General features: G+C 74.1%; 23 protein-coding genes. 9 read left to right on the plus strand and 14 right to left on the minus strand.

All coding sequences use genetic code 11. From position 1 onward, the window contains the following. Window positions 1–11: 11 nt before the first annotated feature. On the plus strand, window positions 12–1,250 hold the full coding sequence (locus tag ACOOHE_RS11320; protein ID WP_420454188.1) for a DUF1501 domain-containing protein: 1,239 nt from the start codon (window positions 12–14) through the stop codon (window positions 1,248–1,250). A 50-nt stretch (window positions 1,251–1,300) separates the two neighbouring features. Here ACOOHE_RS11320 and ACOOHE_RS11325 read toward each other — a convergent pair whose 3' ends face one another. The 3 genes from ACOOHE_RS11325 to hisI all read right to left on the minus strand — a co-directional run bounded on the left by ACOOHE_RS11325 (window position 1,301) and on the right by hisI (window position 2,222). Further along, window positions 1,301–1,510 carry a type II toxin-antitoxin system RelE family toxin gene (locus ACOOHE_RS11325; protein WP_420454189.1) on the minus strand — a complete coding sequence of 70 codons (210 nt, stop codon included), beginning with the start codon at window positions 1,508–1,510 and terminating at the stop codon, window positions 1,301–1,303. Window positions 1,511–1,563: 53 nt separating this feature from the next. Further along, on the minus strand, window positions 1,564–1,764 hold the full coding sequence (locus ACOOHE_RS11330; protein ID WP_420454190.1) for a hypothetical protein: 201 nt from the start codon (window positions 1,762–1,764) through the stop codon (window positions 1,564–1,566). A gap of 68 nt (window positions 1,765–1,832) precedes the next feature. After that, complete coding sequence (gene hisI / locus ACOOHE_RS11335) at window positions 1,833–2,222, minus strand: phosphoribosyl-AMP cyclohydrolase (RefSeq protein ID WP_420454191.1); 390 nt, start codon at window positions 2,220–2,222, stop codon at window positions 1,833–1,835. Window positions 2,223–2,345: 123 nt separating this feature from the next. On the opposite strand from hisI, the gene ACOOHE_RS11340 reads away from it, so the two are divergent. The 6 genes from ACOOHE_RS11340 to ACOOHE_RS11365 all read left to right on the plus strand — a co-directional run bounded on the left by ACOOHE_RS11340 (window position 2,346) and on the right by ACOOHE_RS11365 (window position 8,765). Next, a complete protein-coding gene (locus ACOOHE_RS11340; RefSeq protein WP_420454192.1) occupies window positions 2,346–2,996 on the plus strand; it encodes a hypothetical protein in 651 nt (216 codons plus the stop codon). A 153-nt stretch (window positions 2,997–3,149) separates the two neighbouring features. Next, window positions 3,150–4,787 (plus strand): Ig-like domain-containing protein, encoded by a 1,638-nt coding sequence (locus ACOOHE_RS11345; protein WP_420454193.1) that lies wholly within the window; start codon window positions 3,150–3,152, stop codon window positions 4,785–4,787. Between the two features lie 78 nt (window positions 4,788–4,865). After that, window positions 4,866–6,407: an NAD(P)H-hydrate dehydratase gene (locus ACOOHE_RS11350; protein ID WP_420454194.1), complete on the plus strand. Its 1,542-nt coding sequence runs from the start codon at window positions 4,866–4,868 to the stop codon at window positions 6,405–6,407. After that, window positions 6,404–6,754, plus strand: a complete 351-nt coding sequence (locus tag ACOOHE_RS11355; RefSeq protein ID WP_420454195.1) for a VanZ family protein — start codon at window positions 6,404–6,406, stop codon at window positions 6,752–6,754. Before ACOOHE_RS11350 ends, ACOOHE_RS11355 begins: the two co-directional genes overlap by 4 nt. A gap of 39 nt (window positions 6,755–6,793) precedes the next feature. Further along, on the plus strand, window positions 6,794–7,504 hold the full coding sequence (locus tag ACOOHE_RS11360) for an energy transducer TonB (protein WP_420454196.1): 711 nt from the start codon (window positions 6,794–6,796) through the stop codon (window positions 7,502–7,504). 547 nt (window positions 7,505–8,051) lie between these two features. Beyond that, complete coding sequence (locus ACOOHE_RS11365) at window positions 8,052–8,765, plus strand: energy transducer TonB (protein ID WP_420454197.1); 714 nt, start codon at window positions 8,052–8,054, stop codon at window positions 8,763–8,765. A 140-nt stretch (window positions 8,766–8,905) separates the two neighbouring features. Here ACOOHE_RS11365 and rpiA read toward each other — a convergent pair whose 3' ends face one another. The 3 genes from rpiA to ACOOHE_RS11380 form a co-directional block, all read right to left on the minus strand. Beyond that, complete coding sequence (gene rpiA, locus ACOOHE_RS11370; protein ID WP_420454198.1) at window positions 8,906–9,625, minus strand: ribose-5-phosphate isomerase RpiA; 720 nt, start codon at window positions 9,623–9,625, stop codon at window positions 8,906–8,908. A gap of 105 nt (window positions 9,626–9,730) precedes the next feature. Further along, the gene (locus tag ACOOHE_RS11375) at window positions 9,731–10,948 is read right to left on the minus strand and encodes an ABC transporter permease (RefSeq protein WP_420454199.1); all 1,218 of its coding nucleotides are present in this window, start codon (window positions 10,946–10,948) and stop codon (window positions 9,731–9,733) included. A 107-nt stretch (window positions 10,949–11,055) separates the two neighbouring features. Further along, window positions 11,056–12,282, minus strand: a complete 1,227-nt coding sequence (locus ACOOHE_RS11380; protein WP_420454200.1) for an ABC transporter permease — start codon at window positions 12,280–12,282, stop codon at window positions 11,056–11,058. 471 nt (window positions 12,283–12,753) lie between these two features. Here ACOOHE_RS11380 and ACOOHE_RS11385 point away from each other — a divergent pair, with 471 nt between their 5' ends. After that, window positions 12,754–12,912, plus strand: coding sequence for a DUF5989 family protein (locus ACOOHE_RS11385; protein WP_420454201.1), 159 nt, complete (start codon window positions 12,754–12,756; stop codon window positions 12,910–12,912). A gap of 71 nt (window positions 12,913–12,983) precedes the next feature. Here ACOOHE_RS11385 and ACOOHE_RS11390 read toward each other — a convergent pair whose 3' ends face one another. From ACOOHE_RS11390 to prmC, 5 genes are all read right to left on the minus strand, one after another. Beyond that, window positions 12,984–13,454 (minus strand): GNAT family N-acetyltransferase, encoded by a 471-nt coding sequence (locus tag ACOOHE_RS11390; RefSeq protein ID WP_420454202.1) that lies wholly within the window; start codon window positions 13,452–13,454, stop codon window positions 12,984–12,986. 34 nt (window positions 13,455–13,488) lie between these two features. After that, the gene (locus tag ACOOHE_RS11395) at window positions 13,489–15,567 is read right to left on the minus strand and encodes an ATP-dependent helicase (RefSeq protein ID WP_420454203.1); all 2,079 of its coding nucleotides are present in this window, start codon (window positions 15,565–15,567) and stop codon (window positions 13,489–13,491) included. A gap of 69 nt (window positions 15,568–15,636) precedes the next feature. Beyond that, on the minus strand, window positions 15,637–15,987 hold the full coding sequence (locus ACOOHE_RS11400; protein ID WP_420454204.1) for a DUF5615 family PIN-like protein: 351 nt from the start codon (window positions 15,985–15,987) through the stop codon (window positions 15,637–15,639). Then, window positions 15,984–16,211, minus strand: coding sequence for a DUF433 domain-containing protein (locus ACOOHE_RS11405; protein ID WP_420454205.1), 228 nt, complete (start codon window positions 16,209–16,211; stop codon window positions 15,984–15,986). Before ACOOHE_RS11405 ends, ACOOHE_RS11400 begins: the two co-directional genes overlap by 4 nt. Window positions 16,212–16,400: 189 nt before the next feature. Further along, complete coding sequence (gene prmC / locus ACOOHE_RS11410; protein WP_420454206.1) at window positions 16,401–17,270, minus strand: peptide chain release factor N(5)-glutamine methyltransferase; 870 nt, start codon at window positions 17,268–17,270, stop codon at window positions 16,401–16,403. Between the two features lie 49 nt (window positions 17,271–17,319). Here prmC and ACOOHE_RS11415 point away from each other — a divergent pair, with 49 nt between their 5' ends. Continuing rightward, entirely contained in the window at window positions 17,320–18,114 is a 795-nt protein-coding gene (locus ACOOHE_RS11415) for an SDR family NAD(P)-dependent oxidoreductase (protein ID WP_420454207.1), read from the plus strand. 151 nt (window positions 18,115–18,265) lie between these two features. On the opposite strand, the gene ACOOHE_RS11420 is transcribed toward ACOOHE_RS11415, so the two are convergent. The 3 genes from ACOOHE_RS11420 to ACOOHE_RS11430 all read right to left on the minus strand — a co-directional run bounded on the left by ACOOHE_RS11420 (window position 18,266) and on the right by ACOOHE_RS11430 (window position 19,912). Further along, complete coding sequence (locus ACOOHE_RS11420) at window positions 18,266–18,529, minus strand: acylphosphatase (protein WP_420454208.1); 264 nt, start codon at window positions 18,527–18,529, stop codon at window positions 18,266–18,268. 23 nt (window positions 18,530–18,552) lie between these two features. Further along, the gene (locus ACOOHE_RS11425; protein WP_420454209.1) at window positions 18,553–18,858 is read right to left on the minus strand and encodes a hypothetical protein; all 306 of its coding nucleotides are present in this window, start codon (window positions 18,856–18,858) and stop codon (window positions 18,553–18,555) included. A gap of 220 nt (window positions 18,859–19,078) precedes the next feature. After that, window positions 19,079–19,912, minus strand: coding sequence for a phenylalanine 4-monooxygenase (locus ACOOHE_RS11430; RefSeq protein ID WP_420454210.1), 834 nt, complete (start codon window positions 19,910–19,912; stop codon window positions 19,079–19,081). Between the last annotated feature and the right edge of the window lie 10 nt (window positions 19,913–19,922).

Raw genomic sequence — 19,922 nt, forward strand, 5'->3', positions numbered from 1 at the left:
TGGGCACGGCCATGATGACCCGTCGCGCGTTCGTCACCTCCAGCGGGCTCGCCCTCGTCGCCGCGGGCGTCGGCGGCGTCCCGTCGTTCCTGGCCCGGGCAGCCCAAGCCGCGCCCGCCGGGCTGGGCCGCAAGAAGGTGCTCGTCACCATCTTCCAGCGCGGGGCCATGGACGGGCTCGCGGCCGTCCAGCCGCTCGCGGACCCGATGCTGGCCCGGCTCCGGCCGACGCTGGCGCTCGGCGCCCGCCAGCTCGTGGACCTCGACGTCCAGTACGGGCTCCACCCGTCGCTGGGCCCGCTCGCGCGCTACTTCACCGAGGGCCGGCTCGGGATCGTCCACGGGGCCGGATCCCCCGTCCCCACGCGGTCGCACTTCGACGCCCAGGACTTTATGGAGACCGGCCAGCCCGGCGACAAGCGGGCCGACACGGGCTGGCTCAACCGGGCGACAGGCCTGCTCGGCCACGAGCCGACGCCGTTCCAGGCCGTCGCCCTGACGCCGGCCCTGCCGCTCTCGCTCCGGGGCGACGCGCCCGCGCTGGCCGTCGCACGGCTGGAGGACTTCGGCGTGGCCGGGCCGGGCATGACCGGCCGGAGCGCGGCCGGCGAGACGCTGGAGGCGCTCTACGCTCAGACGGCCGGCGACCTGCTGAGCGACGCCGGCCGCGAGGGGCTCGACGCGGCCCGGCTCTTGGACGACGCCCGGCTCGACCAGTACACCCCCGAGAACGGGGCCGTGTACCCCCGCTCCGAGCTCGGCGAGAGCTTGCGCCAGATCGCCCAACTCGTCAAGGCCGACGTCGGGCTCGAAGTGGCCTTCGCCGAGACCGGAGGGTGGGACACGCACGCCCGCCAGGGCGGCGACGCCGGCTCGTTCGCCCGCCGCGCCGACGACCTCGCCCAGAGCGTCGCCGCGTTCTGGACCGACCTCGAACGCCACCACGACGACGTGGTCGTCCTGACGATGACCGAGTTCGGGCGGACGGTCGCCGAGAACGGGACGGGCGGGACCGACCACGGCCGCGCCTCGGCCATGTTCGTGCTCGGCAACGACGTCCGCGGCGGCGAGGTCCACGGGGTGCCGCTGGTCTTGGACCCGGACGCGCTGGAGGACGGCCGCGACCTGCCGGTCACGACCGACTTCCGGTCCCTCTTCGCGGGCGTGGCCGGCGGCCACCTCGGCGTCCCGACGGGCGCCACGCTGTTCCCCGGGTGGTCCGGCCAGCCGCTCGACCTGATTCGGGGCTGACGCCGCTCCGGTCAGCCTGCAGGGGCACGTTCGGCTCCCTCGGAACGGTACTACCCGACGATCCGGTCGTACTCCGCGTGCGACCCGATCCAGAACCAGTACAACGCGCCGCTCTCCTCGACCGCCAGCGCCCGGTAGCCCCGACCGACCCGCACCGACCACAGCGGCGGGTCGCGGTCCGCGAGCGCCTTGAAGTGGAGTGACGGATGGCGCGGGTTGTCTTCGAGCAGCCGGTAGTTTTTCCGTGCCAGCGTCTGCACCCGCTCGGGCTGTGCGTCGAACCGCCTCCAGAAGCCGGCCGTCGCCCGATGCCTCACGGGAGCGGGCGGGTGCGACCGGCGGCGATGTCGGCCCGAGCGTCACGGACGAGCGCGTCGAGCCGCCCGGCCTTCGCGTCGGCCTCGATCTGGCGGTCCCACTCATCGGCCCGGTACTCGTCGAACCACTCGGCGAGGGCAGCGAGTTGGTCGGGCGGGAGCTCCGAGATAGCGGCTTCGATTTCTTGGACGCTCATGCCAAGCGGGGATCGGGTCTGCCCGGCCAACGTCTCAGCCCACCGCTCGGTTCGTATGACGACGGAGCCTACTTGTACACCGCGTCCGCGTCGAAGACGGGCGTGCCGACGGTCTCAAGCGCGCCGTCCTCGACGCGGCGGTAGAAGCAGCTCCGGTGGCCCGTGTGGCAGGCGGCCCCGCCGACCTGCTCGACCCGGAACAGCAGCGCGTCGCCGTCGCAGTCGACAAACGCCGACTTGACGCGCTGGACGTTCCCGCTCGTCTCGCCCTTGACCCAGACCTTCTGGCGCGACCGGCTCCAGTACGTCATCACGCCCGTTTCGAGCGTCTGCGCCAGCGTCTCGCGGTTCATGTAGGCCAGCATGAGCACGTCGCCCGTGGCGTCGTCCTGGGCGATGGCGGCGACCAGGCCGTCGTCGTTGAAGGTGGCGGCGTCGAGGAGAGGCTGGAGGTCCATGAGGTTGGGTGGGAGCGGAGGGGGGAAGCTGGCGCCGGGCCGGGCGGCGAGGGAGGAAAACGGCGTAAAGTCACGGCGCGCCGATGCCGGGCCGTACGCTTCCGTCTCGCCTTCGCCCCGCCCGTGCGCCTCGCTCTCTTTGCTCTGATCGCCCTCGCCGCCTGCCAGCCCGACGCCGGCGGCGCGCCCGGCGACGCCCCAGTGTTCACGGGCGACCTCCCGGCAGCGGACGACGGCGCGGAGGTGGCCGGCTTCGGCGCGTTCCGCGACTCGCTCCGCGCCGTGGCCGCCCGGCGTGACACGGCGGCCCTGCTCGCGCTCGTCGCCCCCGACGCCTTGGTGTCGTTCGGCGACGCGCCGGGCGGGCCGGACGGGGTCCGCGCGGTGTGGTTCGACGCCGAGCCGGCCGAGCCCGTGTGGGCCGTCCTGGGCCGCATCCTCGACGGGGGCACCGTCGAGCAGGACGGCGCCGTCGTCGCCCCGGCCGTCGCCGCGCTGTGGCCCGACGCGCTCGCCCCGGCCTCCCACGTCGCCGTGCCGGGCCGCGACGTGGCCGCGTTCGACGCGCCCGGCGGCGACGTCGTGGCCCGGCTGACCGAGATCGTGCTGCCGACCGCCGGCCCGGCCAGCGGCGGCTGGCAGCCGGTGACGCTGCCCGACGGCCGGAGCGCGGTCGTCGCGGCGGCCGAGGTCCAGAGCCCCGTCGGCCACCGCGCCACCTTCTGGGACGACGGCGACGGCTGGCGCGTGCGCTCGTTCGTGGCCGACGACTGATCCCGTGGCCCCGAGCCCGGTTGCTCCATCCCCGTTTGGACGTCGGCGGAGTGGATGGGAGTGTGGAAGGAGCCCCCCTCCCCCCATACCCCCACACTCTTCCCGGACTTGGTCTGGGGGAACCGGACCCGCTCGCGGTCGATCCAGGCCGGCGTGCGCCCGCTCCTCGTTCCGCTCCTGCTCGCCCTCGGCGCCTGCGCCACGCCCGTCGCCCCGACCGGCGGGCCGGCCGACACGACGCCGCCCGTCCTGGTCGAGACCTCGCCCGCCGACGGCGCCACGAACGTGACCGAGCGAACGCTCCGGCTGACGTTCTCAGAGCGGCTCGCGAGCGCGGCCGGCGCCGCCGTCACCGTCACGCCGGCCGGCGACGTGCCGCCCGAGGTCCGCGTCCGGGGCCGCGAGATCGAGGTCACGCTGCCCGCGCTCCGCGACTCGACAACGTACGTGGTCACGGTCGGGACGGCGCTGGCGGACCAGCGGAGCGTGGCGCTCCGGGCGCCGATCACGGTCGCCTTCGCGACGGGCGACGTGATCGACCGGGGGCGGATCGCGGGCGTCGTGCGCGAGCCCGACACCGGCGCGGGCGTCGGCGGGCTCGCGGTCTGGGCCTACGCCCTGCCCGACACGACGGCGCGGCCGGACGCCCGGGCCGTCGCCCCGGACTACCGGACGGAGACGGGCGCCGACGGCGCGTTCCGGCTCGAGTACCTCCGCCCCGGCCCGTACGCCGTCGCCGTCGTCCAGGACCGGAACCGGAACAGCCGGGCCGACCCCGGCGAGCGGTTCGCGGTCGCGCCCCGCCCCGTCTTGCGCGCGACCGCCGACTCGGCCACGTCCGCCCCGGCGACGTTCTGGACGACGGCGCTCGACACGATCCCGCCCGTCGCCCAGCGGCTCCGCCCGGTCTCGGACCGCCGGTTGGCCGTCCGCTTTTCCGAGCCCGTCCTGCTCCGCGACGCCGCGGCGTGGGCCGCGTCGGTCGCCGTCGCCGACTCGGCCTCGGGGGCGGCCGTGCCCGTCGCGTGGTACCAGCCGGCGGGGTCGGCCTTCGAGGTTTGGGCGGAGGCGGCCCGCCCGCTCCCGGCCGCCACGCTCGTCACCGCGACGCCCGCCGGCCGGGCCGCCGTCGCCGACTCGGCCGGGCTCGGGCCCGGGCCGTTCCGGCTGTCGGTCGCGCCGCCGGCCCGGGCCGACACCGTCGTCGCCCGGTTCGAGGCGTTCGTCCCGTCGGCCCCGGATTCGGTCGTGACGCTCCGCCCCGGCCAGCGCCCCGGCGTCCGGTTCACGACGCCGCCCGGTCCTCGTCTCGATGCCGTTCGTCTCCGAACCAGCGGCGAGCCCGTCCCCCTCTCCTTTGTCACGGCCGACGGCGTCACGTTCGTCGCCGACTCGACCGTGGCCTTGCCCTCGACCTTCGCCCTCACCGTTCCGGCTGGCGACACGACGCGCGCGCAGCGGTTCGCCGTCGCCAGCGACCGCGAGGTCGGCGCGATCCTGGGACGGGTTGAGGGCGAGGGCCCCGTGCTCGTCGAAGTCCGCCCGGCGTCCGGCGCCCCCGTGGTGGTCCGCGCCGACGCCGACGGCGCGTTCGTGGCCGACGGGCTGTTGCCGGGCCCGTACACGCTCCGCGTGTGGGACGACCGCGACGGCGACGGCCGGTGGAGCGGCGGCCGGCTCGCGCCCTACGTCGCCCCCGAGCCGCTCGTGCTCCTGGCCGAGCCCGTCCAGGTCCGCGCCCGCTGGGAGGCCGAGATCGACCCCGTCACGCTGGAGCCGGTGGATCAGTGAGTCGGTGCGTCCGTAGATCGGGGCACGTCGGCGCCGGTCGACACGTCCGTTGACTCGCCGACTCCCTCCGCAAACCAAATGACCGAGCCCGTCCTCAGCGCCGACGCCATGCGCGCGGCCGACCGCGCGACCATCGACGACTGGGGCGTCCCCGGGCGCGTCCTGATGGAGACGGCCGGGCGGGCGGCGGCGCGCGAGATCGAGGCCCGGTTCCCCGTCCGCGACCGCGACGTGACGGTCCTCGTGGGGACCGGCAACAACGGCGGCGACGGGCTGGTGGTGGCCCGGGTGCTGGCCGCCCGGGGGGCCCGCGTCCGGACGCTCGTGCTCCCCGGCGACGGCACGCCCGACCGGACGGCGAACCTCGACCTGCTCCGGCAGCTCGCGGAGGTCGCGGCCGGCCTCGACGTCGTCGGGTTCGAGGACGTCCGCCAGGTCGCGAACGCGCCGGCCGACGTCGTGGTCGACGCGCTCCTGGGCATCGGGATCACCGGCGCGCTGCGCGAGCCGGCCCGGTCGCTGTGCGCCTGGACGAACCGGGTGGACGCGCCCGTCGTCGCGCTCGACGTGCCCTCCGGCCTGGACGCCACCACGGGCCGGGCCGCCGACGACGCGGTCCGCGCCGCCCTCACGGTCGCGTTCGGCGCCGTCAAGTCGGGCCTGCTGCTGGGCGACGGGCCGACGCTCGCGGGCGACGTCGTCGTGGCCGAGATCGGGATCCCCGACGCCGAGCTCGACAGCCACGCGACCGCCTGGCGGGCCGCCCCGGGCGACGTCGGGCGGGCGCTCCCGACGCGGGCGGCCGACGCGCACAAGTACTCGGCCGGGCGCGTGCTGGCCGTCGTCGGGAGCCGGGCGTTCACGGGCGCCGCCGTCTTGTCGGCGACGGCCGCGTACCGGGCCGGCGCCGGGGCCGTCGTCGCGGCCGTCCCCGAGTCCGCGGCCGACGTGGTGGACGCCCGCGCGCCCGAGGTGATGGTCGACGCCCAGCCCGAGACCGACGCCGGCACGCTCGCCAGCGCGTCGACGGCCGCGATCCTCGACCGGGCGGCGTCCGCCGACGCCGTGCTCGTGGGGTGCGGGCTCGGCCGCGAGCCCGAGACGCTGGCGCTCGTCCGCGAGTTGGCCGCGTCGGTCGAGGCCCCGCTCGTCGTGGACGCCGACGGCCTCTCGGCCCTCGCCGACGGCGCCGACGCGCTGGCCCGGCGGCGCGGGCCGCTCGTCCTGACGCCGCACCTCGGCGAGCTCCGCCGCCTGCTCGGCGACCGTGCTTTCGACCCGGAGGACCGGATCGAGGCCGCCCGCGAGCTCGCCGTGCGGTGGGACGCCGTGCTCGTGTTCAAGGGGATGCCGACGGTCGTCGGCCTGCCGGACGGGCGCGTGCTCGTCGGGCCGCCGGGCGAGCCGGCGCTGGCGACGGCCGGGACCGGCGACACGCTGGCGGGCTCCGTCGTCGGGCTGCTGGCCCAGGGCCTCGCGCCCGGCGACGCCGCCCTGTGCGCGCTCCACCTCGGGTCCACGGCGGCCCAGCTGTGGGCGGCCGAGCACGGGGCCGGCGGGCTCGTCGCGTCCGACCTCATCGCTCGGCTCCCGGCCGCCGCCCACGCCCTCCGCTCATGACCCCGACCCGCTGGGCGGTCGCCTGGACCGTCGCCATCTGGGTCGCGTGCTCGATCCCCGGCGACCAGGTCCAGCCGCCGGACCTCTTGCCGTTCGCGTTCGACAAGTGGGTCCACGTCGGGATGTTCGTCGGGTTCGGGGCGCTGTGGACGCGGGCGCGGCCCGACCGGATCTGGGAGATCGTAGTGGCGGGCATCGCGTTCGGGCTCGGGATCGAGGTCTGGCAGGGGTGGTTGCCCATCGACCGGTTCCCCGAAGCGCTCGACGCCGTCGCCGATGTCGTCGGCCTGGGGCTCGGGATCGGGCTGGCGGTCGGCCTCCGGCGGCGGGCCGCGAGCAACGAGTAGCGGGGTGGCGTGTCTTGACCGGACACCGCCTCCCCTCCCATGCCCGTCCGCAAAACGCCCGAGGCCGACCTCCGCCGACGCCACCCGCTCTACGCCGAGATCGGGATGATCGTCGCGCTCGTCCTCGTCATCGCCGCCTTTACCGTCCCGACGCCCCCGCCCGAGCCGGTCGCCGTCGCCGCCGACCCGGACGTCCCGTTCGAGATGGTCGACGTGCCGCCGACGGCCGAGCCGCCGCCGCCTCCCCCACCGCCCGCGCCGCCCCCGCCCGTCGCCGTCCCCGACGAGGTCCCGGTCGAGGACCTCATCGACCACCTCGACCTCCGCCTGGACGACGAGGTCGCCGCCCCACCCGCGCCGCCGGCCCCGCCGCCGTCCGTGTTCGACCCCGGTCCGACGCCCCCGACGCCTCCGCCGCCGCCCGTCGTCGAGGACGTGCCCGACACGGACGCCGTGTTCGAGGTGGCCGAGGTCCAGCCGGAGCTGATCGGGGGTCTCCCCGGTCTCCAGAGCCGGGTCGAGTACCCCGAGTTCGCGCGCCGGGCCGGGATCGAGGGCCAGGTCGTCGTCCAGTTCGTCGTCGACGAGCGGGGGAACGTCGTCGACCCCGTCGTCTTGCGGAGCCCGAACGAGCTCTTGAGCGAGGCGGCGCTGAAGGCGGTCCGGGAGAGCCGGTTCACGCCGGGCCAGCAGCGGGGCCGCCCGGTCAAGGTCCGGTTCGCCGTCCCCGTCACCTTCCGGCTGAGGTAGGGCCCAGGTTCGGCGCGTGTGGCGAGCCGCGCGGGTCGGGCAACCTCCCCCCGCCTCGTCATCCTGAACGGAGTGAAGGATCTCAACGCCGACTGTGGAGGCCATCGGAGCCGGCGCGGCAGGTCCCGGAGCCCGGTCGAGATCCCTTCGGCTCCGCTCAGGACATGCCTCCGCAGGCTCAGAGACCGTTGAGGTTTGGGGGCCGACGGCGAGCGAGAGCGGATGGGGGCGCTCGCGAGGCGCCGGAGGAGCGCGGGGCCGCAGCCCCGGGCGACGACGGCAACGCCGCGGACGGTCCCGGGCGCCTCGCGCAGCCCGACTCCCTGAACCTCAACGGTCTCTCAGGATGACACGATAAGCGAGTGCGCGATAGCCCTGCGGACCCCGCCGGACCCGCCTCGCCGACCGACACTCGCGAGCAACTTCTCGGCGGCCCCCGGGTCTATCCCACGCCGCCCCGCCTTTTCCACCGCGGACTCGCGCCGACGCCCCCGACGGCCCTACCTTCCCGCGAGGCCCGACCCGGCCGCCCCCTCACCCTTCCGACATGGCCCTCTACAAGACGCCCAAAGCCGACCTGAAGCGGAAGTACCCGATCTACCTCCAGATCGGCCTCCTGCTCTCGCTCGCCCTGATGGTCGCCGCCTTCACCGTCCCGCTCTCCGGCGGCGACGACGTGGTGATGATGGACGACGCCCAGGAGATCATCGAGCTCGAGGACATCGAGCAGACCCAGCAGATCCAGCCGCCGCCGCCGCCGCCGCCGGCCCCGCCGCCGCCCCAGGAGGTCCCGGACGACGTCGAGATCGAGGAGGAGGTGCTCGAGGACATCGAGCTCGACCTCGCCGACGTCCCGCCGCCGCCGCCCGCGCCCCCGGCCCCGCCGGCCCCGCCGCCGCCGACGCCGAACGCGCCGCCCCCGCCGCCCCCGCCGCCGCCGGAGCCCGAGCCGACCGAGCCCGAGATCTTCGAGGTGGCCGAGGTCCAGCCGGAGCTGATCGGGGGTCTCCCCGGTCTCCAGAGCCGGGTCGAGTACCCCGAGTTCGCGCGCCGGGCCGGGATCGAGGGCCAGGTCGTCGTCCAGTTCGTCGTCGACGAGCGGGGGAACGTCGTCGACCCCGTCGTCTTGCGGAGCCCGAACGAGCTCTTGAGCGAGGCGGCGCTGAAGGCGGTCCGGGAGAGCCGGTTCACGCCGGGCCAGCAGCGGGGCCGCCCGGTCAAGGTCCGGTTCGCCGTCCCCGTCACCTTCCGGCTCCGCTAGACCGGACGGGTTGAGACTCGACCGCCCCGTTGGCCTCGGCCGGCGGGGCGGTTTTCGTGTGGGTCGAGCCTCGGTGGCCCGGACGGGGAAACCTGCGAAACGTGCGCGGCCCAAAAAACCCGCGCGACTCGGGACTCACCTCACACGACGCGGTGCCGGACGTGGCCGTCGGCCTCGCCCACCAGCACGTCCGTCGCCAGGCCGAGGAACAGGCCGTGGCCCAGGACGCCGGGGATCGCGTCGAGCGCCGACGCCAGCGCCGCCGGGTCGTCGATGCCCGGGAATCGGGCGTCGAGCACCCACAGCCCCTGGTCGGTCACGACGGGCCCGTCCTTCCGCTCGCCCATCCGCAGCTCGGGCTCGGCGCCGAGCCCCCGGAGCGCCCGGGCCACGGCCGGCTCGGCGAAGGGCAGGACCTCGACCGGAACCGGCATCGCCGTGCCGAGCCGGTCGACCTCCTTCGAGGCGTCGACCAGGACGACGAACCGGGCCGCGAGCGCGGCCACCACCTTCTCGCGGACGTGCGCGGCCCCGCGCCCCTTAATCAGAGCGCCGCCCGGGCCCACCTCGTCGGCGCCGTCGAGGGCGAGGTCGAGAGGGGCCTGCGACGTCGGGAGCGTGTCCAGGCCGAGGTCGGCGAGCGAGAGGACCGGGATCCCGTGCCGGCGCGCCAACCGCTCGGCGGCGACCGACGTGGGGACGCCGGCGACCCGGAGCCCGTCGTCCTGGACGCGCCGGCCGAGGGCCTCCAACACGAACGCCGTCGTGGAGCCGGTCCCGAGCCCCAGCGTCATCCCGTCCTCGACGAGGGCCGCGGCGGCGAGGCCGACGGCCCGTTTGGCATCATCAGAGGTGGACATGTGGACGAGTGGACCAGTGGACGGGTGCGAGGTCGCAAGCTACCCGGCGGCGACGGGGCCGATCACGTGTCCACGCCTCCACAGCTCCACGAGTCCACCTCTCCCCTACTCGTAGCGGAGCGCCTCGATGGGGTGGAGCCGGGCCGCCTTCGTCGCCGGGTACACGCCGAACACGAGCGCGACGACCGTCACGCCGACGACGGCGACCGTCGCCCAGCCCCACGGGAACGCCGGGGCCGTCGTCATGAGCGCGGCCACGACGTTGCCGCCGAGCGCGCCCATCACGATGCCCGCGAGCCCGCCGAGCTGGCACAGGACGACGGCCTCGACCAGGAACTGGAGCAGGATGTCGCGCCGCGTGGCGCCCAGCGACTTGCGGACGCCGATCTCGCGCGTCCGCTCGGTCACGCTGACCAGCATGATGTTCATGACCCCGACGCCGGCCGCCAGCAGCGCGATCAGGCCGATCCCGGCACCGCCGGTCGCGAGCGCGTCCGTGAACGTCTTGAGCCCGTCGGCCGCCTCAGCGCTCGAGAACGTCTCGAAGTCGTCCTCCGCCTCGGGCGGCAACCGCCGGATGGCCCGGAGCCCGCCGACGGCCTGGTCCTGGGTCGCCGCCAGCATTTCGGCGCTCGGCGCCCGGACGTCGATGGACACGTCGCGGTCCTGGGCGCCGAACGCCGGGATCGCCCGGGTGATCGGGACGACGACCCGGTTGTTCGTGTCGCCGATGCCGAAGCCCCCGCTCTTCTCGGCCAGCACGCCGACGACCGTGAACCGGACGCCGTCGACGCGGACCTCGCGCCCCAACGGGTCTTGCTCCCCGAACACCTCGTCGGCCACGGTCGACCCGAGCACGGCCACCGACGACGCCGAGCGGACGTCGGCCTCGCCGATGAACCGGCCGGCCGTGACCTCCCACCCGTTGTTCTGGGCGTAGTCTTGGTCGACGCCCATCGTGCTCACGTCGGGGTCCGTCGAGGCCTCCGTCGTGCGGACCTCGCGGCTCCCGGCCCACACGCGAGCGCTGACCGAGGCCGCCAGCGGGGCCCGGTCCCGGAGCGCCAGCGCGTGCTCGAACGTGAGCTGGGGCCGCCGCATCTCCTCCTCCGTCGGCGGCCGGTCGTCGGGCATCCGGTCGAACGTGATCGTCTGGGTCCCCATCGCCGCGAGCTGGCCCATCAGCGTCTGGTCGAGCACCTTGACGGCGGTCACCGACGCGATCACGGAGAACACGCCGATGGCCATCCCGACCAGCGTGAGCGCCGAGCGGAGCCGGTTCGAGCGGAGGGCCTGGAGCGCCTGGCGGATGGTCTCGGTCATTGTGGACTCGTGGACAGGTGGACTCGTGGACCCGTGAAGTCGGGGCGGCTCCGTTCGTCGGACCGGGCCTCTCACGAGTCCACAGGTCCACGCGCCCACACGTCCACTCACTCGTAGCGGAGCGCCTCGATGGGCCGGGCGCGCGCGGCCTGCCACGCCGGGACGAGCCCGAACGCGACGCCGACGACGGCGCAGATGGCGAACGCGAGCGCGACGGTCCCGCCCGAGAGCTCGGCCGTGAACACCTGGTTCACCCCGAACGCCACGACTGCCGCCAGCGCCACGCCGATCACGCCGCCGACCAGGCAGATCGCGACGGCCTCGACCAGGAACTGGAACAGGATCGCCCGCCGCGTGGCCCCGAGCGCCTTGCGGACGCCGATCTCGCGCGTCCGCTCCTTGACGCTCACGAACATGATGTTCATCACGCCGATCCCGCCGACGAGCAGCGCCAGCGCCGTCAGGAACAGGCCGACGCCGTAGGTCGCGACGCGCATCGTCTGGACCAGGTCGCGGAACTGGTCCTGGCTGTTGACCGAGAAGTCGTCGTCCTCGAGCGCGTCGAGGCCCCGCCAGATCCGCGTGAGCCCCGTCAGCTCGTCGATGGCGTCGGCCTGGTCGACATCGGGCTTGAGGCGGACCTTGATCGCCAGGTCGTCGGCGCTGCCGAACAGGCGCTTGTAGGTGTCGATGGGCACGATGGCCCGGTTGTCGGCCGACGCCATGCCGAGGAATTTGCCCCGCTTCGCGAGTGTCCCGATCACTTCGAGCCGGTGGCCGCCGACGCGGACTTCTTTGCCGATGGGGTCCTCGGCCGGGAACAGGGCCTCCACGACGTCGGCCCCGATCACGACGACGGCGCTCGCGGCGCGGTCCTCGCCGTCCGAGTAGAACCGGCCGAGCTCGATCTCGACCCCGCCCGTCTCGACGTAGTCGGCCGTCGAGGCCTCGACGCCGACGCCGGTGGCCTCGTCGCGGCCCCGCGTGACCGTCGCCCCCGTCCCGGTGATCGGCGCGACGGCCTGGGCCGTCTCGGACCGCTCGCGGAGGAACGGGGCCAGGTCCTCGGTGACCGGCGGCCGGTTCCGGTACTTCCACCAGTCGCCCATGATGATCCACGGCGTGCTCTGGACGAACAGGGCGTCGTCGCCGATCATCGCCATCGACCGGTCGAACTCGCCCTCGATCCCGTTGATGACGGTGAACATGGACGTCACCGACACGATGCCGATGACGATGCCGAGCGTCGTGAGCAGCGCCCGGGCCTTCTGCTCCCACAGCGCCCGCCCGGCGATGCGGACGCCCTCGGCGATCTCGGTCTGGACGGCGGGCACGGGCGGCGGGGAGGGACGGGGCGGCTACGGCGCCCGGCGGGCGGGGTTGCGGAGTCTACGCCCGGCCCCGCGCTACCTTGGGCCGCACGCCTCCCCCCCTCAGGGCGAGCGCATGCTACTGACCTCCGGCCCGGACCCCCCGTCCGAGCGCCCATCGCTTTGCTCAGCGGGCGCGCGGACTGTCCCCCTTCAAGGGGGACAGCTTTCCGAGCCTGGGAGCAGGCGGGCGGATGCCCGCCCAGCGACCGGCCGGAAGGCGGGGGGTCTGGATTTAGCATACGCTCGCCTTGCTCCCCCCTCGGGCTACTGCGTCCTCCCAGAACGTGTCATCCTGAGCGCCAGCGAAGGATCTCGACTCGACCTCCGAGCCTTCCTCCGCCGGTTCCGATAGCTCGGAACGTCGGCGTTGAGATCCTGCGCTCTGCTCAGGATGACACTTCTGAGAGTGTGTGATCGCCCCGCCTCCCGCCTATGTCCAAGCTCCGCGTCCTCAGCCAGCTCTGGCAGTTCCTCCGGATCCGCAAGAAGTACTGGCTGGCGCCGATCGTGCTGGTCCTCGTGCTCCTCGGCGTCCTGATCGTGTCGGTCAGCGGGAGCCCGCTGGCGCCGTTCGTCTACGCGCTGTTCTGAGGGCAAGGGGCGCGGGTCGGAGGGCACGAGGCGTCGTCGTACGGACCTATGCCTCGTGCCCCATCCCCCCCTCACAACTCACGCTCGAAGCGGATGCGGTAGTCGCGGTAGGCCGCGTTGTAGCCGGCGGCCGTGACCGTGAACCGCTCCGCGAGCCCCAGCACGGTCATCCCCGGGTGCCGGTTGGGGAACGTGTCGAACGCGAAGCGGCGGTACCCGAGCGCCCGCGCCTCGGCCTCCATCCGCACCAGCAGCGCCCGGGCGACGCCCTGCCGCCGCCACCGCTCCACGACGCCGCCCTTGGCGCTGTAGAACGTCGTCGGGCTCTCGCCGTAGCCGACCTTGTAGCCGACCGTCTCGCCGGCGACGGTCGCCAGGAGGAGGGTGAGGTCGTCGCGGTCGAGCCGGTAGATCACCCGGTCGTCGCCGAAGATGGCGTGGTTGAGCCGGCGGACCTCGGCGAACCGCTCCAGCGCGACGCGCTCGATGTGCAGCCCCTCGGGGCCGCGCGCGGTCCGGGGCGGGGCGTCGTCGATCTGCATGGCTCCGGCACGGTAGGGACGCCAGCGTTGCCGGTCAAGGGCCGTCGGTCGGCCCGGGTAGGGCCGGACGCCCCGCCGGAAGCGACGGGACGGGCGCGGGCGGCGCCTCCTCCACGAGCGACCACGGCTCGATGAGCGACTCGGGCAGGCCGGAGAGGAACCGGCTGGGCTCGGTCAAAAACTGGCCGGTCCCCCGCCGGTACTGGACGAGCGGGTACGAGCAGAACAGCGACGTCTCGGCCCGGGTGAGGGCCACGTAGAGCAGCCGCCGCTCCTCGTCCTCTTCGTCGCTCGACGCCAGCGCGTAGGCCGAGGGCAACACGCCGTCGAGCGCGTGGATCAGGAAGACCGTGTCGAACTCGAGCCCCTTGGCCGAGTGGACGGTCGAGAGCACGAGGGGCGGCTCGTCCTTGAGCGCGGCGTCGGCCGGCTCTTGGGTCCAGTCGAGGGGGTCGAGCGCGAGCGACTCCAGGAGCGCCGTCCGCGAGCGGTGGCGGGCGGCGAGCGCGACGACGGCGTCGAGGTCGGCCTCGCGCGTGGGGAAGTCGTCGGCGTAGGCCCGCTCGAAGACGGGCCGGTAGTAGCCGAGGAGGTGCTCGACCTGGGCCTCGGGCGCCAGCGCGTCGTCACGCAACGGCGACAGCGCGGCCACCAGCCGCCCGACGGCCTGGGCGACGGCCGGCGACGGAACGACTTCGTCGACCGACGTCCGCAGCGCGTGGACGGCGCCGCCGGTCCCGCCCTCGGCCGCCACCGCGATCCAGTCGAGCAGCCGAGACGCCGTCGTCGGGCCGACCCCCTCGACCAGCCGGAGCGCCCGGTTCCAGGCGACCGCGTCGGCCGGGTTCTCGGCCACTCGCAGGTGCGCGACGACATCCTTGACGTGGGCGGCCTCGGCCAACTTGAGCCCGCCGTACTTGACGAACGGGACCTTGCGCCGGCCCAGCTCGGCTTCGAGCGCGTACGAGCACCAGCCCGAGCGGAACAGGACGGCCATCCGATTCAGCGGCGTCCCCGCCTCGCGCTTGTCCAGGACCACCTGGGCCACGAACCGGGCCTCCATGTCGTCGTCGGGCGCAGCGACGAGCGCCGGGAGGTCGCCGCCCTCGCGGTCGGTAAAGAGCCGCTTGTCGTACTTCTCGACCGCCCCTTCCAGCACGTGGTTGGCGAGGTCCAGGATGGGCTGGGCCGAGCGGTAGTTGTGCTCCAGCTTCAAGACCCGCGCCCCGTTGTAGCGCTTGGGCACGTCGAGGATGTGGCCCACGTCGGCGCCCCGGAAGCGGTAGATCGACTGGGCGTCGTCGCCGACCATCAGCACGTTGCCGTGCACGGACTGGAACTGCTCCACCAGATCTGCCTGCAACAGGTTGACGTCCTGGTACTCGTCGACGAGCACGTGGCGGGCCCGGCCGGCGACCGCGCGGCGGACGTCGGGGTTCTCGCGCAGGAGGCCGAGCGTGAGCGCCAGCAGGTCGTCGTAGTCCATCACGCCGGTCCGTCGCTTGGCGTCAGCGTAGGCCCGGCGCAGGCGCTCGATGGTGTCGAGGTGCTCGGCGTACTGGGGGTAGCCCTCCGCCAGCACTTCGTCCATTTCGAGCCCGCGGTTGGTGGCCGCCGAGAACATGGCGAGCAGCGTCCGCTTTTTGGGGAACCGCGTGGGCAGGCGGTCGAGGCCGAGCCGCGTCCGCGCCAGGTCCACCACGTCGGCGGCGTCGGCCTGGTCGAGCACGCCGAACCGGGCCGGGTAGCCGACGCGCTCGGCGTGGCGGCGGAGGATCTCCAGGCAGAAGGCGTGGAACGTGCCGCCGCGGACCCGCTCGCACCGGCCGTCGAGCAGGCCGGCCGCGCGCTCCAGCATCTCGCGCGCCGCGCGCCGGGTGAACGTCAACAGGACGATCTGGTCGGGCGGGACGCCGGTCTCGACGAGGTAGGCCACGCGGTAGACGAGCGTCCGCGTCTTGCCCGTCCCGGCCCCGGCGACGACGAGCGTGGCCCCGCCGCCGGCCGTGGCCGCGGCGTGCTGCTGGGGGTCGAGGTCGCCCGCGTAGTCGAGCTGGAGGTCGGGCCGCGCGGCGTCGGGCTCGCGGGGCTGGAGGACGAAGCGGCGGGCCACAGTCGGGCGGTCGGGGGCGGAGCGCCAGTCTACGCCGAGGCGCGAGCCGGAGCGGTGGGCACCACGTGGCTACCGGACGCGCACTCGTTCCTCTCCCACGATCCACAGCCGCCCGGTCAGCGGCTCGACGTCGAAGAGCGGCAGCACCCTCCGGAGCACGGCGAGCACGTGCGGCTTGTCCTGCTGGCGGAGCCGGAGGACGAGGAGGCCCGGGTGCTCGGCCGGCGGGTACGTCCGGATGTCCGCGAAGTCGGTGTCGAGGGTGACGAGCGCCCGACCTTCTCGTTGGCACGCCACGGCCACGGTCGGATCCGGCTCTCCGCCCATCTCCTGCTCCAGGACCGTCGCCGCGTCGTGGCCCCCCTCGCGGAGCACGTCCGCCGCTTCGGCCGGGAGGTTCTCGTCGAGCTTGAACCTCACGCCGGGACGGCCACCACGCGCTCCCCCGCCAGGTCGGCCGCGTACGCGAGCGCGGCCCGGACGGCCTCCGCGGAGACGGACGGGTAGCTCTGGGTGACCTCCTCGGCGGAGAGGCCCGCGGCGAGGTTGTCGAGGACGACGGAGACCAAGACGCGGGTGCCCCGAACGCACGCCTTCCCATGGCAAACGTGGGGGTCGACGGTGATGTGCTCGCGCCAGTTCATGCCGGTGAGAAGCCACGCCAGGCCCGTTGTTCCGAGCGCCGCCGAGGCGAAGGGCCAGAACGCCGACGGCGTCGAGGGTCAAGCCGCGAGGCCGCTCGTATCCCGGAGCGGCGTCGGATGCCGTCGGCAGGGCCCGAGGGTACGCCGCCCGTTGTTCCATGGGCCGAGACCCGCGCCCACCGGCGCGTCTCAATCGGAGCGCTCGCCCCGCCGCCGGCCGACAGCGATCCGGTCGCGGTGGGCGAGGTCGGGCAACACCTCGACGGCGTCGAGCCCGGACCGCCGCCACAGCGCCACGACGTCGCGGCCGAGGTCGGCGTGGGTCTCGGCGACGAGCCAGCCGCCGGGCCGCAAGAGGTGCTCGGCGTGGCCGGCGAGGGCCCGGTAGAACACGAGCGGGTCGCCGTCGGGGACGAACAGGGCCGTCGCCGGCTCGTGGTCGCGCACCTCGCGCTGGAGCCCGGCGCGCTCGGCCTGGGGCACGTAGGGCGGGTTCGACACGATGAGGTCGAACGCCGGCGGGACCTCGGCGGCGAACGACGGCAAGAGCACGTCGGCTTCGAGGAACTTGACGGCCGCCCCGAGCCGGTCGCCGTTGGCGCGGGCGACCACGAGCGCACCCGGCGACACGTCGACAGCGAAGACCTCGGCGTCGGGCCGCTCCGTCGCCACGGCGAGCGCGATGGCCCCGCTGCCGGTCCCCACGTCCAAGACCCACGGGGCCGCGCGCGGCCGGATCCGGCGGAGCGCCTCCTCGACCACCTCCTCGGTCTCGGGCCGCGGGATGAGCACGTCCGGGGTGACCGTCATGCGGAGCCCGTAGAAGTCGGTGTGGCCGAGCACGTACTGGATCGGCTCGCCGGTCGCGCGGCGGACCACGTAGCGGTGGGCGAGCGCGCACTCGGCCGGGTCCACCACGACGTCGGGCCGGGCGTAGATAGCGGCCCGCGTCGCGCCGGTCGCCTCCAGGACGATCCACTCGGCCGTCCGGCGCGCGTCCTCGACGCCGGACGCCTGGAGCCGGGCCACGGCGTCGTCGAGCAGGGCGCGGCGGGTCATGGGTGCGCGAGCGGGCATCGCGTAGAATACCCCGCCCGCCCCTAACGCTTTGCCCCACATCGATTCGTTCGCTCGCGGCCGGACGGCCCTCGTCACCGGCGCCTCGTCCGGCATCGGGGCCGACCTGGCCCGCCAGCTCGGCGCCGCCGGCGCCCACGTCGTCCTGGTCGCCCGGACCGAGCCCGCACTCGCCGCCGTCGCCGACACCGTCCGCCGGCGGGGCGGCACGGCGACCGTGGTCGCCGCCGACCTCGAGCCGCGCGACGCGCCCGCCGCGCTCGCCGCCCGCCTGGCCGCCGACGGCCTCGAGATCGACGTGCTGGTGAACAACGCCGGGTTCGGGATCCAGGGCTCTTTTCTGGAGGCCAGCGTCGAAGACGCCGAGGGCATGGTCGGGCTCAACGTGGCCGCGCTCACGTCGCTCACGCGGCGGTTGGTCCCGGCGATGGTGGCGCGCGGGCACGGCGGCGTGCTCAACGTGGCCAGCGTGGCGGCCTTCGTGCCGGCCCCGCGGTTCGCCGTCTACGCGGCGACCAAGGCCTACGTGCTCTCGTTCACCGACGCGCTCTCGGCCGAGCTGCGCGGGACCGGCGTCCACGTGACGTGCCTGTGCCCGGGCACCGTCCGCACCGGGTTCGCCGACCGGGCCGGCATGGACGACGCCTTCTTCGCCGGCTCGCTCCCGTCCGAGGCCGTGGCCCGCGCCGGCCTCGACGGGCTCGCCCGCAACGCGCGCCGCGTCGTGCCCGGTCTCTCGAACAAGGTCCAGACCGTCGCCACCCGGTTCGTCCCGACGGGCCTGACGCTCCGCGTGACCGACGCGCTCATGCGCAAGGCGGGTTGAGCAGGGTCGGAGGGGACGGAACGGGTGGGACGGGCGGAAGGGACGGCCCTCTCCCCCTTCCCATTCTCTCCGTCACCGGCGGACCCGGCAGAACGCCGCCTGTTGGACCACGCTTTCCTCCCACACCCCCACACTCTGTCCCGAGACGCGGCTACCGGCGGACGTCGAACCCCTCGAACGCCCCCTCGGCCGGGCCGCGCGCCGACTCGACCTCGGCGACGTCGGCCGCCGGCGGGCCGCCCCAGAGCAGCCGCGCCAGCCGGTCGAGCGCAGGCCCGTCGCCCTCGGCCACCACCCGGACCGTCCCGTCGGGCTCGTTGCGGACCCACCCGGTCAGGCCGAGCGTCCGCGCCCAGCGGAGCACGTACCGCCGGAACCCGACGCCCTGGACCCGGCCGGACACGACCGCGCTCATGCGCTGTGCTCCGTTGTCTCCCACTATGCGTCCTCGAAAACCAGTTCTCGCAGCGGGAGAGCGTGGGTCTCCACCTTGGCGTCCATCACCACCTCGACGACGGACCTCAGCGCCGAGTCGAAGTCCGGCGCCTCGAGGTCGCACTCCAGCATCCCATGACCGTCGCGGAAGGACGGGCTCACGTCTCCCTGAAAGGCCTCGAACAGCGGTGTCTCGATAGCGTCGAGGAACTCGTCCGCTCCGATCGCCGAGGCGCCGAGGTTGTCCGTACCGAACGTGAGGCGGATCCAGAAGTGGTAAGCAGCCATGACGGTCAGGTGTGTGGGCATCCGGAGACGAACGCCCGGAGTCGCTTTGCGAACGTGGAAGGGTTCCTCGGCGTGCTCCAAACGCTCATGACGCAGCCATCGCGCGTCGCTTCGGGACAGTACAGCCGACCCGCCGCGTGTCCACGTCCCCCAGACGGCTCGTAACGCCACCCCAAGGACAGCGCGTCCTCGATGGCCGCCCGGATCTCTTTGTTCTGGTGGACACGGGAGGCCACCGAGTTCAGGCGCCGGCCGGGAGCAGCCCGCGCGAGGCAGCCCAGCCGCGGAACTCGGTCTCGAGCTGGTCGAACGACTCGAGCACGAACAGCTTGGGCTGCAAGTGCCACACGTCATAGTCCTGCGCGATCACAGCCTCAACCGAGAACGGGACCTTCTCGACCTTGTCCGAGAGCGCGTGCTGGACCTCGTCCTTCGACGACAGGATGCCGGCCCCGAAGATCCGCTCGCCCTCGTCCTGCTCGATCAGCCCGAACTCGACCGTGAACCAGTGGAGCCGCTCCAGGCTCTGGCGGTCGGCGCCCTCGGCGTTCAGGGCCGACTGGCCGAACAGGTGGTAGAAGTCGGCGAAGGCCGGCTCGGTCAGCATCGGCATGTGACCGAACATGTCGTGGAAGCAGTCCGGCGCCGGCGTGTAGTCGAGCTCGTCCTTGCGGCGGATGTAGTCGGTCGAGGGGAAGACGCGGTCGGAGAGCAGGCCGAAAAAGTCGCGCTCGTGGAGCAGCCCCGGGATCCGGGCGATCCGCCAGCCCGCGGCGGCCTCCATGCGGGCCGAGAGGTCCTTGAGGTGCGGGATCTCGCGCGGGCCCATCCCCAGCGTCTCGACGCCATCGAGGTAGGCCTCGCCGGCCCGGCCGGGGAGCATGGCCATCTGGCGCTGGAACAGGAACCGCCAGTTCTCCTGGCTCTCTTGGTCGTACACCGGCGGGACGATCTCGTCGCCGACCGGCGGCGGGCCGCCCAAGGTCTGGGGGACGCAGCGGGGGTCCACCTCCTGCCCGTCGGCGGGCGGCTTCTCGTAGGCGGAGACGGGGGCGTCGGGGGTCGGGTCGGTCACGGGATCAAGG

The organism is Rubrivirga sp. (genome assembly GCF_965213695.1).
Taxonomy (GTDB): Bacteria; Bacteroidota; Rhodothermia; order Rhodothermales; family Rubricoccaceae; genus Rubrivirga.